The 14,025-nt window shown below is 64.1% G+C and carries 12 protein-coding genes and 1 pseudogene; 8 read left to right on the top strand and 5 right to left on the bottom strand.

The features are described from left to right. Positions 1 to 110: 110 nt before the first annotated feature. Entirely contained in the window at positions 111 to 1,028 is a 918-nt protein-coding gene (locus tag SB749_RS04670) for an isoaspartyl peptidase/L-asparaginase family protein (protein ID WP_410709295.1), read from the bottom strand. Between the two features lie 108 nt (positions 1,029 to 1,136). Here SB749_RS04670 and SB749_RS04665 point away from each other — a divergent pair, with 108 nt between their 5' ends. Then, complete coding sequence (locus SB749_RS04665) at positions 1,137 to 1,979, top strand: MurR/RpiR family transcriptional regulator (RefSeq protein ID WP_410709294.1); 843 nt, start codon at positions 1,137 to 1,139, stop codon at positions 1,977 to 1,979. A gap of 66 nt (positions 1,980 to 2,045) precedes the next feature. Here the strand turns inward: SB749_RS04665 and SB749_RS04660 are convergent, their stop codons facing one another. After that, on the bottom strand, positions 2,046 to 2,675 hold the full coding sequence (locus SB749_RS04660; protein ID WP_410709293.1) for an HAD-IA family hydrolase: 630 nt from the start codon (positions 2,673 to 2,675) through the stop codon (positions 2,046 to 2,048). Between the two features lie 98 nt (positions 2,676 to 2,773). On the opposite strand from SB749_RS04660, the gene SB749_RS04655 reads away from it, so the two are divergent. Then, complete coding sequence (locus tag SB749_RS04655; RefSeq protein ID WP_410709292.1) at positions 2,774 to 3,418, top strand: GNAT family N-acetyltransferase; 645 nt, start codon at positions 2,774 to 2,776, stop codon at positions 3,416 to 3,418. Positions 3,419 to 3,489: 71 nt separating this feature from the next. Here the strand turns inward: SB749_RS04655 and SB749_RS04650 are convergent, their stop codons facing one another. The 3 genes from SB749_RS04650 to SB749_RS04640 form a co-directional block, all read right to left on the bottom strand. Beyond that, a complete protein-coding gene (locus SB749_RS04650; RefSeq protein WP_410709291.1) occupies positions 3,490 to 3,987 on the bottom strand; it encodes a GNAT family N-acetyltransferase in 498 nt (165 codons plus the stop codon). Between the two features lie 49 nt (positions 3,988 to 4,036). Continuing rightward, a complete protein-coding gene (locus SB749_RS04645; RefSeq protein ID WP_410709290.1) occupies positions 4,037 to 4,225 on the bottom strand; it encodes a hypothetical protein in 189 nt (62 codons plus the stop codon). Positions 4,226 to 4,475: 250 nt separating this feature from the next. After that, positions 4,476 to 4,679 carry a cold-shock protein gene (locus SB749_RS04640; RefSeq protein ID WP_062240453.1) on the bottom strand — a complete coding sequence of 68 codons (204 nt, stop codon included), beginning with the start codon at positions 4,677 to 4,679 and terminating at the stop codon, positions 4,476 to 4,478. Between the two features lie 549 nt (positions 4,680 to 5,228). Here SB749_RS04640 and SB749_RS04635 point away from each other — a divergent pair. From SB749_RS04635 to nrfD, 6 genes and pseudogenes are all read left to right on the top strand, one after another. Further along, on the top strand, positions 5,229 to 6,320 hold the full coding sequence (locus SB749_RS04635; RefSeq protein WP_410709289.1) for an LCP family protein: 1,092 nt from the start codon (positions 5,229 to 5,231) through the stop codon (positions 6,318 to 6,320). Between the two features lie 134 nt (positions 6,321 to 6,454). Beyond that, positions 6,455 to 6,892, top strand: coding sequence for a thioredoxin (trxA, locus tag SB749_RS04630; RefSeq protein WP_039211761.1), 438 nt, complete (start codon positions 6,455 to 6,457; stop codon positions 6,890 to 6,892). Beyond that, positions 6,889 to 7,611, top strand: coding sequence for a class I SAM-dependent methyltransferase (locus SB749_RS04625; RefSeq protein WP_410709288.1), 723 nt, complete (start codon positions 6,889 to 6,891; stop codon positions 7,609 to 7,611). Before trxA ends, SB749_RS04625 begins: the two co-directional genes overlap by 4 nt. A gap of 171 nt (positions 7,612 to 7,782) precedes the next feature. Further along, positions 7,783 to 10,968 (top strand): annotated as a pseudogene (gene fdnG, locus SB749_RS04620) (formate dehydrogenase-N subunit alpha); the annotation flags it as partial. Positions 10,969 to 11,363: 395 nt separating this feature from the next. Further along, complete coding sequence (locus tag SB749_RS04615; protein WP_410709287.1) at positions 11,364 to 12,491, top strand: 4Fe-4S dicluster domain-containing protein; 1,128 nt, start codon at positions 11,364 to 11,366, stop codon at positions 12,489 to 12,491. Continuing rightward, positions 12,488 to 13,708 carry an NrfD/PsrC family molybdoenzyme membrane anchor subunit gene (gene nrfD / locus SB749_RS04610; protein WP_410709286.1) on the top strand — a complete coding sequence of 407 codons (1,221 nt, stop codon included), beginning with the start codon at positions 12,488 to 12,490 and terminating at the stop codon, positions 13,706 to 13,708. The genes SB749_RS04615 and nrfD overlap by 4 nt, the downstream gene beginning before the upstream one ends. The last annotated feature ends 317 nt before the right edge of the window (positions 13,709 to 14,025 follow it).

The following is a 14,025-nucleotide window of genomic DNA, read 5'->3' as shown; positions in this document are numbered from 1 at the left end:
CCTCGGGACAAGCGACTTTGCCTGTCCTCGTCAGTGGGTGCTTGAACTGACATATCTCTCCTAATCAAGTAATCGTCAACTCCAGCTACCGGTTTCCCCGGGCTGGACGTTCACACGTGCGTGTATGTACCTGTGGAATCGAATGACCCGTAGAACATATCGCCGCTGTTGTAAGCCGCGAGCCCCGTACCAGACGTCGGAATGACGATCATTCCTCCCATCCCGCCGCGAATTGCGATTCGGTCGAGGACTGCGACTGCCGCCTCATTTGGAGAGGCTCCTCCGAGAGAAACTCGATCGTGCACGCTGTGAGCTGCGACTTCAGTCATGAATACTTCTCCCGTGCCGGTGCAAGAGACAGCCACTGTTCCGTCGTCAGCGAATGTCCCGGCACCTACCAGCGGTGTGTCGCCTACCCTGCCTGGCTGCTGATTGACGATTCCACCGGTGGAAGTTGCTGCTGCCAGATTCCCGTCTGCATCGCGAGCGACGGCACCGACTGTGCCGTGCTGGAGCAAGGCGTCAGGCTGCTTCTGAAAGGCGGCGAGCTCCTCTCGCCTTTTCTCCGTGATGAAGTATTCGGGATCGACTGTTTCGACGTCCCACTTACTCAGCTGTTCGTGAGTCGGTGTCGCGAATAACAGGTGGTCGGTTTTGTCCATCACCGCGCGAGCAACCGAAATGGGGTTGCGAGCGGTAGATACACCGGTGACGGCCCCCGAGCGGCCGTCACCAGCCATGATCGAAGCGTCGAGTTCAACGGTTCCTGACGCAGTGAGTGCGGCCCCGTGGCCCGCATTGAAATCGGGGGCATCCTCGAGTTCGCGGACCGCGGCAACGACTGCGTCGACTGCAGAGCCGCCCGCGCTGAGTACTGAGTAGCCTGCTTCGAGAATTTTCTCCAACGCTACATGCGCGCTGGCTGTACCATCCGAGGTAAGGGGAGTCGATCGATGTCCGGCACCGCCATGAACGATGAGAAGCGGCTCGGTACTCTGGCCAAACGATCGGAGGATGGTTTCAGTCATGTGATGTTCCTTTCATTTGTGCTGAGCGAGATCAGCTTGGCATAGTTGTTTCATAACTGCAATGTGGATCACATTTGAAATGTACGCTTCATTCTCGGGAGTCATACGATGGAAACAGTCGCGGAGACGGTCAACTCGTCGATTGATTCGCTCAGTCCCGCCAGTCGCCGGATTGCTCGTGCTCTGCTGGCCGACTATCCGAGTGCTGGTTTGGGGACAACATCGTCACTAGCGGCCTTGGCTAGTTCGAGTTCTGCTTCGGTCGTGCGTTTCTGTACGCAGCTCGGATTCAACAGCTTCGTCGAAATGCAGGATCGTCTGCGGACCGAATTGACGACGAGATCGGCGAGTCCGCTTATACGGGCTGAGGCAGAGACGGCTGGGCGAGGTTTTTCAGACGAGTTCTCCTCGAGCGGGACGGACCGGGCGGATCTCATCACTAGAACTTTTCAGCAGAATCCACGTTCGGAAATCGACCGCTTGGTGAAGATGCTGACAAAGGTATCGAATCGCGTGGTGGTTGTTGGGGGACACTACAGCGGGCTGGTTGGCCGCGTAGCTCAGCTGCAGCTATCGAAGGTGAGGCCGAACGTCTCGTTCTTGGAAGATCCGATGGGACGTGACCTTCATGTTGTTACCGATCTGCGGCGGCAAGACGTTTTGCTTGTTCTTGACGTCAGGCGATATCAGGAGCATCTTTTCCAGGTTTCTGAGGCCGCAAAGAGAAACTCTGCTTCGGTCGCGTTGATCACTGACCAATGGTTGTCGCCGGTCGCTGGTATTTCCGACGTCGTACTGCAGGCCGCCGTCGACGTTTCATTTTTTGATAGCCAAGTGGGATGCCTGGCGTTGGTTGAGGCGGTGGTTCACGAGGCCGCAACCAAAATAGACGGTGCGCTAGAACGACTTCGGACGCTGGAAGACCTTCGACCTTCGCAGAGACTCAAGTGAAGGTTCGGATCTAAGACTGTCACTTCAGTCGGACTGAAGGTCCAATAAGTAACCGGATGCAAGGTCTTAGTAAGACCTAAACAGCCCTCGTTCGGACAGGTCCGTGCGCAGTGAGGCGGCTCCTGAGAACACGTGGCCGATGAAGCCGAGGCGTTCGGCTGCCTCTACGTTGGCGGGCAGATCATCGACGAAGACAGTCCGGGCCGGGTCGAGGGCGAATCGGTCCCGGGTCAGTTCGAAGATTGCCGAATCGGGTTTGACGAGGCCGACCTTTCCCGAGACGACGATGTCTTCGAGTTCGCTGATCGCCGGGGCGACGACGGGGGCATGGTGGATGGTCTCGGCCGACCAGTTCGACAGCCCGACCAGGCGGATGCCGGCGGTCTTGAGATCTGCGACGATCTCGGCCATGCCGTCGATCGGACCGGTCAGGGACTTGTCGAAGTTCTCGTAGTAGCCGGCGACGATCTCACCGTGGCGGGGGTCCGCCTCGGCGGCTCGGGCGACGATATCGGTGATCGGAACGCCGGAGTCAGCTGCGGTATTGAGCGTGGGGAAGTCGGCCGCTTCGGCGAAGGAATGCCATTCATCGGCACTCATGCGATCGGCCATAGGCCCTGTCTGGTCCCAGCCGATGAGCACATTGCCGAGGTCGAAGACGACGGTCGTCGGGGTCGGGCGATCGGGTTCGGTCATGGGCCACCACCTGCTATCGGCATCCTGGAGTCGAACCCCACGCTACCTGGAGTTGCCGGACCATTGTGGATTCGGGCCGGCTGGCCTAGGTTGGTTGCATGATCGGCTACCCGCCATTGCAGATCCGGGTGAAGACTCCCCGACTCGAACTCGTCGGTGCCGCGGATGAGATGCTCGCGGCGCTCGCCCCTCTCGTGCGGGACGGCAAGGTTTTCGCGGAACCCGCCCCCTACGACGATCCGATGTCGTTCTACGAGTCCGACCCGGACGTGCGGGTGAGCAGGTGGCTCCAGAGCGTATGGCGTGGACGGGGGCGCTTCTCTCCTTCTGACTTCCGGTTGGCCTTCGCTGTCCTCGTCGATGGTGAGGCAGTGGGGATGCAGGATCTCATTGCGGAGAAATTCGACTCCTGCGGGACGTTCGCGTCATTCTCCTGGCTGTCGACGGATGTACGCGGTCGCGGTCTCGGTACCGAGATGCGCAGTGCTCTGTTGCATCTCGCGTTCGCGGGGCTCGGAGCGAGAGAAGCTGGTTCCGATGCGTTCGTCGACAGCATCGGATCGAACAAGGTGTCTGAAGCCTTGGGATACGAGCGCAACGGCGTCGACTGGGACATCCGCCGAGGCGAGCCGGGACGCATCCAACGCTGGCGCCTGACCCGCTCGGCGTGGGAGACCCGGCGGCGGAACGACATCGAGCTCACCGGAGTCGAGGACTTCTGCACTTTCCTAGCCCACCACTAATTGCTACCTGACGGCGGCCCAGCAACCTCGCGCGAGGTATCTGGGCCCCCGTCAGGTAGTAATAGGGGCGATCACATGTCCAGGGAGAACACCTCGTGGACCGGGGACTTGTGTCGGAGTTCGGGGTTGCGCTGCATTCCGAGCTTCTCGGCCACACGCCGCGACGGTCGATTGTCGCGGTGGATGATGGCGGTCAGCATTGCAGCGACCTCGAGCTCTCGAGCGTGATCGACGCAGGCCAGAGCCGCCTCGGTGGCGAACCCCTTGCCTTGGGCGGACGGCTTCACATGAAAACCGACCTCAAGGTGTGGTGTGCCGTTGACGGTCTGCCACGTCAGCCCGCAGTCGCCGAGGAACTCACCTTTGTGTGTTTCCACGATCCACAGTCCGAACCCGTGTTCGGCGTAATTGCGTCGATTCCAGCGGATCCACTCAGCCGCCTCGGTGCGGTCTTTGGGGTGAGGGTAATACTCCATCACTCGCAGATCGCCGAGGAGGGCGGCCATATCGTCGAGATCGTCGTCGGTCATCTCCCGCAGGCGCAGACGGGCAGTGTCGCGGGGCGGCATGAGTTCAGGATAACCGGGCGAGCCGACGTGCGTGGGGCTGCCGGAGTGTTCAGCTTGATCGGCGTCGCCGGCGATCACGAATGACCGCGAGTGTCGTGGCGGTGATCAGCAGAACGAGGGCCAAGAGCCACAGAAACCCGGCAAAGTCATGGAACGGGGCCGCCTGGGAACTCAGTATGCAGGCAGCAGCGAGCAGGATGTACGCGACGATCCAACGGGTGAGTCCCTTGTGCTGCATCGCTCCTCCGATGTGACGGTCTATGATCGTTGGCACCGACGTTTGATAGAGCAAAGGAGCTTGTCAATAGAAGCTCTTGGCTCTCCCGAAACTACCCGAGGGCGGCCCAGCAACCTCGCGCCAGGTTGCTGCGCCCCCGTCAGGTAGTAATTGGGGAGGAGATGACAGCGACCCTGCGCTCACACCAAGTGTGTGAACGCAGGGTCGCCGGTGAATCTCAGAAGTCTCTAGGTGAGACTCTCAAAGAGTCTCAGAGGCCGCGGACGCGAGTCGCCTGCAGGCCCTTGGAGCCCATCTCCGAGTCGAACTCGACGTTCTGACCCTCGGTGAGCTCGCGGTAGCCGGAGGCTTCGATCGCGGAGAAGTGAGTGAACACGTCAGCCGAACCGTCGTCAGGCTGGATGAATCCGAAACCCTTTTCCGCGTTGAACCATTTCACGGTACCTGTTGCCATAATCTTTGTATCCTTATTTTTTAACTGATGACCGCTGCTGCGATCGTGATGGTCGAACCCATTGCTGGATCCGGCTTTCCCGCTGGCTGGACTGGATCTTCAGACGCAGATCCAACGAAAATCTGTGGGTGAACCGAGGACTCGGAATCGCTGGTGAGGATGAGTTCTCTGATGTGAGGTCTCTGTCTCAGACGAAATCGTGGGGATACTCGGTTTCGGTGATGCACTCGAAGGTGCTGGACGGAAGTCGTCAGACGACTGAACTGGGAAAAATCATGAGGGGCGCGGAAGGCAGACACGCGCCGACGGGCAAACACATGGTGACGAGCGAATCTACCTGCTCTTCAGACACCATCTGCTCCGCACATTTCTGTGCGAGAACAAGTCCAGCTTAACAGAGTGATCGCTCTGCGGGTGATTTCGGCCGAATGATTTCAGTCGAGAGATGGAACACAGCGATGTGCACTCGACCGCGCAGGCATCTAGGATTGTATACATTCCGTTTTGTATGCAATCCGCCGTGACCCCGGACGCAGGAGCACCCGAACCGTGGACAACGAAGAATCATCACCGCAGCCAGGACCCCGCCGACAGCGACGCCTCGCCGCGAAGTACCGGCGCCGGCGCACCTTCGTCGCCGTGGCTGCGGTCCTCATCATCGGCGCCCCCGTCACGATCGCGGTGGCGGTGCACAACCTCGGCGCGAATATCACCTCGTCGCCGCTGCGCGCCCACGGCGGCGACGTCCCCGAGAAGCTCACGGATGAGACGAACGTCCTCATCATCGGATCCGACACTCGCGATCTCGCCTCGGCAAAGGATGCCTCCGAGGACCTGGGCACAGGTGAAGGCGCGAACTCCGGGGCCGCCTCGGGGCAAGGATTCGGCAGTGCCGAGGGTGCCCGCAGCGATGCGATGATCCTCGCTCACGTCGCCGCCGACGGCGGCCGCATCGACGCCGTGCAGATCCCACGTGACACGATCATGGACATTCCCGCCTGCGACGATACCGGCCACGGCGCGTCGGCGGCCACGCACGGGATGATCAACTCGGCCCTCAATGCGGGTCCGGCCTGCTCCGTATCAGCGGCGGAGGAACTCACCGGGGTGCGCGTCGACCACTTCATCAACGTCGACTTCGACGGATTCTCAGCGATCGTCGACGCGCTCGACGGAATCACCGTCGACCTCGACGAGCCTCTCACGGACCCGAAGGCGAACCTCGATCTGCCCGCCGGGCACCAGACGATCGGCGGTGACGACGCCCTCGCCCTGGCCCGGACGCGGCACGCCGTGGGAGACGGCAGCGACATCTCCCGCATGGGCAACCAGCAGATGGTCATGGAGGCCATCATCGACCGCGCCAAGAGCGCCCAGGTCCTCACCCGGCCCGACCGCCTGTACGGATTCCTCGACGCTGTGACCTCGACGATCGGCGTCGACGACGAACTCGACTCGATGCGAGCGCTCGCCTCCCTGGCCACGACGGTGGCTTCCGTGCCCGAGGACGACATCACATTCGAGATCATGCCATGGGCACCCGCACCGGAGGACCCCAACCGGGTGGTCAAATCCGCCGAGGCGGACGACGTGTTCACCTCCATCATCGACGACGAACCGATCACGGACATCGTCGGCTGACCCGGCTCGTCCGCTGACCCGGCTCGCGCCACCCCAGACTGCTGCAGCGCTGGTTGCCCCGGCTGAAGCCGGCAGGGAGCCGTCGATGACCTCCGTCCAGGCGATATTCATCCGCGGCTCCTAGACTGGATGGCATGTCTACGATCGAAATCACGCAAGACAACTTCGAGTCGACCATCAACGACAACGAGATCATCCTTCTCGACTTCTGGGCCGATTGGTGCGGCCCCTGCAAGCAGTTCGCCCCGGTCTTCGAACAGGCCGCCGAGGCCAACCCCGACATCGTCTTCGGCAAGATCGACACCGAAGCCCAGCAGCAGCTGGCCGGACTCTTCGCGATCTCCTCGATCCCGACCCTCGTTGCCTTCCGCCAGGGCATCGTCGTCTTCGCCCAGCCCGGCGCGCTCGCCGCCCCGCAGCTCGAGCAGGTCATCACCGCCGTCAAGGGACTCGACATGGACGAAGTCCGTGCCGAACTGGCCAAACAGGAAGCGGCCGCTGCCGCAGAGACCGACGGCGCTGACGGCGCCGCACCCGATTCGATCCCTGCCGACCCGGGCGTCGACAAGTGACCGCGACCAGCAGCCACAACGACCACACCCACGCAGACAGCGCCGCCGCAGGCAATTCCGGCGTGCCCGATTCCGTGGCCGCCTGGGAAGAGCGCTACGCCGAGGCCGACGACGCAATCTGGTCCGGAAACCCGAACGAATCCCTCGTCGCCGTCGTCTCCGAGATGACCTCCGGCAGCGTCCTCGACGTCGGCTGCGGTGAGGGCGCGGACGTCGTCTGGATGGCCGAGAACGGCTGGGACGCCACCGGCATCGATCTGTCGACCACGGCCATCGACCGAGCCCGCCGGGCCGCCGAATCCCGCGGAATCTCCGCCGAATTCGCCGTCGCCGACGTCTCCACCTGGGAACCGGCAGACCCAGATCGCCGAGGCGGCTTCGACCTCGTCACCGGATCCTTCCTCCACACCCGGCTGCCCGACACCCGAGAAGAGCTCCTCACCCGCGTCGCCGCTCACGTGGCACCGGGCGGTGCCCTCCTGCTCGTCTCCCATGCGACGATGCCGCCGTGGGCCGCCGAACACAGCGAGAAGTTCGAACACGGCATGGACCACCACCATGAACTGGTCAGCCCGAACGGAGACTTCGCCCTCCTCATCGGCGCCAGCCCCGACCGGTGGGAGATCGAACTCGCCGACACCCGCATCCGAGAAGTGACCTCGCCGTCGGGTGAACCGGCCGAACTCGAGGACGCGATCCTCCTGGCCCGCCGGGTCTGAGGCCCGAACCGGGGGACCCGAACCCGGAACCCAGCACCGAGGCGGCTGCGCGGTCGATCGTGACCGCGCAGCCGCCTCGGCGAACCGGGGGTTTCCCAACCCCCTGAGACGGGCTCGAAAACCCGGTCTCACCTCGTGCATTTCCGCCCCGTGAGGGGCTATGGTGGTGCCATGGCTCGGTTCAGCTTCCTCGAGTGGCCGGTACTCCGGCAGCTGCGCACGTCGGATAAGACGGGACGCGGCGAATCCGTCGTGTCCCAGCAGACTCGGGACACCACCCCGCGCACGGTCACGGCCGACAAGGTCGTCCAATCCGTGTGCCCCTACTGCGCCGTCGGCTGCGGACAGAAGATCTTCGTCAAGGACGACAAGGTCGTGCAGATCGAAGGCGACCCGGACTCACCGATCTCACGCGGTCGCCTGTGCCCGAAGGGCGCAGCCAGCGAACAGCTCGTCAACGCTCCCGGCCGTGTCACCGACGTCCTCTACCGGGCCCCGAAGGCCAAGGACTGGACGAAGATCGACCTGTCGACCGCGATCGACATGATCGCCGACCGATTCATCGAAGCCCGCCGCAACCACTGGGAGGACTTCGACGACAAAGGCCACCCGCTGCGGCGGACGATGGGCATCGCCAGCCTCGGCGGGGCGACCATCGACAACGAGGAGAACTACCTCGCGAAGAAGCTCTACACCGCGGCCGGGGCGATACAGATCGAGAACCAGGCGCGTATTTGACACTCCGCCACCGTTCCCAGTTTGGGAACTTCGTTCGGGCGCGGCGGCGCCACACAACCCGTCCAGGATATGGCGAATGCGGACTGCATCATCATCCAGGGTTCCAATATGGCCGAGTGCCACCCCGTGGGCTTCCAATGGGTGAGCGAGGCCAAGGCCCGGGGTGCCCGCATCATCCACGTCGATCCTCGTTTCACGCGCACCACCGCGATCGCCGATAAGCATGTGCCCATCCGGGCCGGCTCCGACATCGTGCTGCTCGGTGCGCTCATCAACCGCGTCCTGACCGAGGGGCGCTACTTCGACGAGTACGTGCGCGCCTACACCAACGCGGCGAACCTCATCAGCGACGACTATGTCGACACCGAGGATCTCGACGGACTGTTCTCCGGGTTCGACCCGGACACGAACTCGTACGAGAACTCGACGTGGTCGTACCAGACGGATGAGCACGGTGCGCCGCTCAAGGACCCGAGCCTGAAGGACCCGAAATCGGTCTTCCAGATCCTGCGGCACCACTACTCGCGCTACACGCCGGAGATGGTCGAAGAGAACTGCGGAATCAAACCCGCAGACTTCGACTACCTCTACGAATCGGTGACCGAGAACTCGGGTCGGGAACGCACCACGTGCTTCGCCTATGCGGTCGGCTGGACCCAGCACAGCCTCGGTGCGCAATTCATCCGCACCGCCTCGATCCTCCAGCTCCTGCTGGGCAACATGGGTCGACCGGGCGGCGGAATCATGGCGCTGCGCGGGCACGCGACGATCCAGGGCTCGACCGATATCCCGACCCTGTTCAATCTGTTGCCCGGCTACCTGCCGATGCCCAGCGCCGGGGTCCACGACGCCTTCGACGATTACGTCGCAGCCGTGGGCACCCCGGAGACCCATAAGGGCTACTGGGCCAACGGCCGTGCCTACGCCACCAGCCTGCTCAAGGCCTGGTGGGGCGATGCGGCGACGAAGGACAACGACTTCGCCTTCGACTATCTGCCGCGCATCAACGGCGCCCACGGCACCTATCAGACCGCGGTGCGGATGCTCAACGACGGCGTCGACGGGTACTTCCTGCTTGGGCAGAACCCGGCCGTGGGATCGGCCAATGGGCGCATGCAGCGGATGGCCATGAGCCACCTGAAGTGGATGGTCGTCCGCGACTTCAGCCTCATCGAATCCGCCACCTGGTGGAAGGACGGCCCCGAGATCGAGACCGGGGAGCTGAAGACCGAGGACATCGACACCGAGATGTTCTTCCTGCCCGCCGCCAACCACACGGAGAAGGCCGGCACGTTCACGCAGACCCAGCGTCTCGTGCAGTGGCGTCACAAGGCTGTCAACCCGCCGGGAGACGCACAGAGCGAGCTCGACTTCTTCTTTGAGCTCGGCCAAGCCGTGCGCGAGAAGCTGAAAGACTCCGACGACTCCCGCGATCGTCCGCTGCTCGACATGACCTGGGACTACCCGGTCGACGAGGAGGGCGAAGTCGACGCCGAAGCGGTCGTCAAGGAGATCAACGGCTACTTCATCGGCGGCGACCGCGACGGCGAGCCCCTGGACAACTTCAACCAGATGACCGACGACGGGACCACCGCCGGCGGCTGCTGGATCTACGCCGGCGTCTACGCGGGAGGCCAGAACATGGCCGCCCGCCGCAAACCGCGGGATGAGCAGGACGAGACCGCCGCCGAATGGGCGTGGGCCTGGCCGGCGAACCGTCGGATCCTGTACAACCGTGCCTCGGCCGCACCCGACGGAACTCCCTGGTCGGAGCGGAAGAAGTTCGTGTGGTGGGACGAGGAAGCCGGGAAGTGGACGGGCAAGGACGTGCCCGACTTCCCGATCGACCGTGCACCCGCCGCCCGATCGGATATCGCCTACGGCGGTCCCGCGAACCTTGACGGCGATGATCCCTTCGTCATGCAGGCCGACGGCAAGGGGTGGCTGTTCGCACCCAGCGGCATGATCGACGGACCGATTCCCACTCACTACGAACCACAGGAATCGACGGTCGCGAACCCGCTGTACTCCCAGCAGAACAGCCCGACTCGGATGGTCATGCGCCGTGAGGACAACCTGTCCGCCCCCGGTGCCGGGGTGCCGGGATCCGAGGTCTTCCCCTATGTGTTCACGACCTACCGACTCACCGAGCACCACACCGCCGGAGGCATGTCCCGGTGGCTGCCGTACCTGTCGGAGCTGCAGCCGGAGATGTTCTGCGAGATCTCACCTGAACTCGCCGCCGAGGTTGGGCTCGAACCCTACGGTTGGGCCACCCTGGTTTCCCCGCGGGCGGCGATCGAGGCCCGCGTCCTCGTGACGAAGCGGATGACCCCGCTGACGATCGGCGGGAAGACCGTCCACCAGATCGGTCTGCCCTATCACTGGGGCGTGGGCGGTCAGGGTGCCGTCGTCGAAGGCGATTCCGCCAACGACCTGCTCGGTGTGACGATGGACCCCAACGTCTACATCCAGAACAGCAAGTACGTGGCCGGAACGATCATGCCCGGTCGCCGTCCCCGCGGACCCGAACTCGTCGACTTTGTCGAGAAGTACCAACGCGAGGCGGGACTCAGCCCCGAATCCGGCAACCAGCAGGTCACCGTTCCCGCCGAGGATGTCGAGGCCTCCCATCACGCCGGACAGGGTCGCAGCGCCGGTGGGCACGCTCACCGAGGCGGCGATTCGGCCGTCGGCGTCACCCCGAGCAGGACCCTGGACGGGGGAGCACAGGGACGCTCCGATCGGGGCGGAACGACCGCCTCGGCGACGGTCGACAGTGCCGATGACCGCAGCGGTAGGATCACCATCGAACCCACCGAGGCGGACGAACCCACCGAATCCGCCGAGACGGCGGTGTCGAACCGCGCCGACGACGGGGACCCCAGCGACGGCGACCCCGACCACGGCAGGCATGCCGACGGCAGTGCGATCGCCGAAACCGAGGTGGCCGAAGCGGAAGCCCGCGCCCGCGCGGCTCGGGATCGGCAGGAGAACGAGGAGGAGGACGACTGATGTCGACACCGACGATCGACGACGGCACGTTGGCGGACGGACACTGGCACGATTCCGCGCACAGCCGCAAGGGATTCTTCACCGACACCTCGATCTGCATCGGCTGCAAGGCCTGCGAAGTCGCGTGCAAGGAGTGGAACCGCAACCCGCAGGACGGCACCTTCGAACTGCTCGGTTCCTCATATGACAACACGGGCAGCCTCGGTGCGAACACGTGGCGGCACGTCGCGTTCATCGAACAGGATTCCGAACGCATCGAGAAGGCGCGGGAATCCGGGCGCAAGCTCGTCAATCTCGGGATGCCCACGATCCGACCGCGCACCGATGAGTCTGCCGCGGCGCAGCCGTTGGACGGGGCCCTGGGTGCGGCGGCCGAGGGCCGGACCTCCGCCGGTCTGCCGACGACGCCTGAGCTCAACGTCGATCTGCTGGCACCGGGTGCCCTGGAGCCGACCGATCTGTCGAACGTCGACACGACACCCCCGGACACCGCGGACTTCCGCTGGCTGATGTCCTCCGACGTATGCAAACACTGCACGCACGCCGGCTGCCTCGACGTGTGCCCGACCGGCGCGCTCTTCCGCACCGAATTCGACACCGTCGTCGTCCAGAACGATGTCTGCAACGGCTGCGGAACCTGCGTGGCCGGCTGCCCCTTCGGCGTCATCGAACGCCGCGACGACGGCACGATCAATACCCCCACTGACCGGGATGATCGCAAGGCTGCGGACATGGATGTGCCGAACGCGGGCACCGCGAACAAGTGCACCCTCTGCTACGACCGCCTCGTCGAGGGTCAGGAACCGGCCTGCGCGCAGACCTGCCCGACTCAGTCGATCAAGTTCGGCGACCGTGAGGACATGGTCGACCAGGCGCACGACCGCGTGGCCGAACTCCACGCGAAGGGACTGACCGAGGCTCGCCTCTACGGGGCGAACCCGAACGACGGGGTCGGCGGCACCGGATCCGTGTTCCTCCTCCTCGACGAACCCGAGGTCTACGGCCTGCCGCCGGACCCGCGGGTCGCGACGAAGGATCTGCCGAAGATGTACGCCAACGCCGGGATCGCGGCGCTGGGCATGGTCGCCGCGGCCGGACTCGCGTTCCTCGGGAGCCGCCGTTCATGAGCACATCAGAATACGATTCCTACCGCCCACCCGAGCCGGAAGGCGGACGCAGAAAACGTCGCCGAGGCGGCCGCGGAGGACCCAGTGGACCTGACGGTTCCGGTGGCCGTCGGGGTGGTCGCGTCAGTAACGGTCGCGGCGGCGGTTGGAAGAACCGCGGTGCCGACGGCAACCGTGAGATGCCCATGGTCGAGGACGTCGAGTTCACGTCCTACTACGGTCGACCGATCGTCAAGGCTCCGCCGTGGGGCGATGAGATCGGGGCGTACCTGTTCCTCGGCGGTCTGGCAGGCGGTTCGTCTCTGTTGGGCTTCGGTGCGCAGCTGACCGATCGGCCCGGCATGCGCATCGCCTCCCGGATGACCGCGATCGCCGCGACCGGCGTCGGCGGTGCCGCTCTCGTGGCCGACCTCGGCCGGCCCGAACGGTTCCTCAACATGATGCGCGTCGTCAAAGTGTCGTCGCCGATGAGCTTGGGCACGTGGATCCTCTCGGGCTTCGGCGTCGGATCGGGTGTGATCTTCGCGATCGAACTCGACCGAATCACGGGTGAGAAGCTGCTGCCCCTGGGCCCGCTGCGCAAGGTGCTCCATGGCATGGAGACTCCTGCCGCAATCGAGTCCGCGTTCTTTGCCACACCGCTGGCTGCCTATACCGCCGTGCTTCTGGGGGCGACGGCCGTTCCGACCTGGAACGCCGCCGGTCGCAACGGTCTGCCGTACGTGTTCGTGTCCTCGGCTTCGATGGCCGCCGGAGGTGTCGCGATGGCATTGGCACCGGTGGCCGAGACCGGACCTGCCCGACTGCTCGCGCTCGCCGGGACCGCCGGAGAGGCTTATGCGATGTCGGCGATGAGGAAGCGCATGCACCCGGCCGAGGTCGATCCGATGGACGACGGCGAACCGGGACACAAGCTCCACCGGGCCGAGAAGCTGCTCATCGTCGGAGCAGTCGGTGCCGCCGCCGTCGAGGTGGGGGCACGTGTGTTCGCGAAGAAGCTGGGTGGCGGCTGGAAGACTCGGGCTGTGTTGCGGGGGCTGTCCGTCGTCTCCGGTGCGGCACTCGCTGCCGCCTCGGCGTACACGCGTTTCGGTGTGTTGGAAGCCGGCATCGAATCGACGAAGGACCCGCGTCACGTGGTCGAACCGCAGCGCGCTCGCCTCGAAGAGCGTCGGGCTCGCGGCATCACCGACGACTCCATCACCACCGGGCGGTAGGCGCGCGGGCGATACATCACCGCTCGAGTCGCTGGGTGCCTCTCATCGTGAGCACCTCTCACCGTTCGTGTTGCTGGGCACCGGCAGCGCCAACACCCACTCACGAGTGGCTCTTCCTACAGTTCCTGCGGCACCCCTCGCCTTTAGTGCCAAAACACCTCGGTGCAACGGGGTGGTGTGCGAGCACCGATGAAGGATGCTCGAAAGCGTCGCGAAATCTCCCTCGGCGAACGCCGATCGACGTCAAAAACAGCCTCACCCGGCACCTTATTCAGCAAAGCATCTTGTAAAATAGTCCTCTTTCGGTAGCGTGAGAG

Source organism: Brevibacterium sp. SIMBA_078 (assembly GCF_046534565.1).
Taxonomy (GTDB): Bacteria; Actinomycetota; Actinomycetes; order Actinomycetales; family Brevibacteriaceae; genus Brevibacterium.
This window is presented reverse-complemented; position numbering and strand designations above follow the sequence as displayed.

Bases quoted from the DNA above. Each gene is read 5' to 3' on its own strand.
- SB749_RS04615 (WP_410709287.1), top strand. From the start codon at position 11,364: ATGTCGACACCGACGATCGACGACGGCACGTTGGCGGACGGACACTGG.
- SB749_RS04670 (WP_410709295.1), bottom strand. From the start codon at position 1,028: ATGACTGAAACCATCCTCCGATCGTTTGGCCAGAGTACCGAGCCGCTT.
- trxA (WP_039211761.1), top strand. From the start codon at position 6,455: ATGTCTACGATCGAAATCACGCAAGACAACTTCGAGTCGACCATCAAC.
- SB749_RS04650 (WP_410709291.1), bottom strand. From the start codon at position 3,987: ATGCCGCCCCGCGACACTGCCCGTCTGCGCCTGCGGGAGATGACCGAC.
- SB749_RS04640 (WP_062240453.1), bottom strand. From the start codon at position 4,679: ATGGCAACAGGTACCGTGAAATGGTTCAACGCGGAAAAGGGTTTCGGA.
- SB749_RS04665 (WP_410709294.1), top strand. From the start codon at position 1,137: ATGGAAACAGTCGCGGAGACGGTCAACTCGTCGATTGATTCGCTCAGT.
- nrfD (WP_410709286.1), top strand. From the start codon at position 12,488: ATGAGCACATCAGAATACGATTCCTACCGCCCACCCGAGCCGGAAGGC.
- SB749_RS04660 (WP_410709293.1), bottom strand. From the start codon at position 2,675: ATGACCGAACCCGATCGCCCGACCCCGACGACCGTCGTCTTCGACCTC.
- SB749_RS04655 (WP_410709292.1), top strand. From the start codon at position 2,774: ATGATCGGCTACCCGCCATTGCAGATCCGGGTGAAGACTCCCCGACTC.
- SB749_RS04645 (WP_410709290.1), bottom strand. From the start codon at position 4,225: ATGCAGCACAAGGGACTCACCCGTTGGATCGTCGCGTACATCCTGCTC.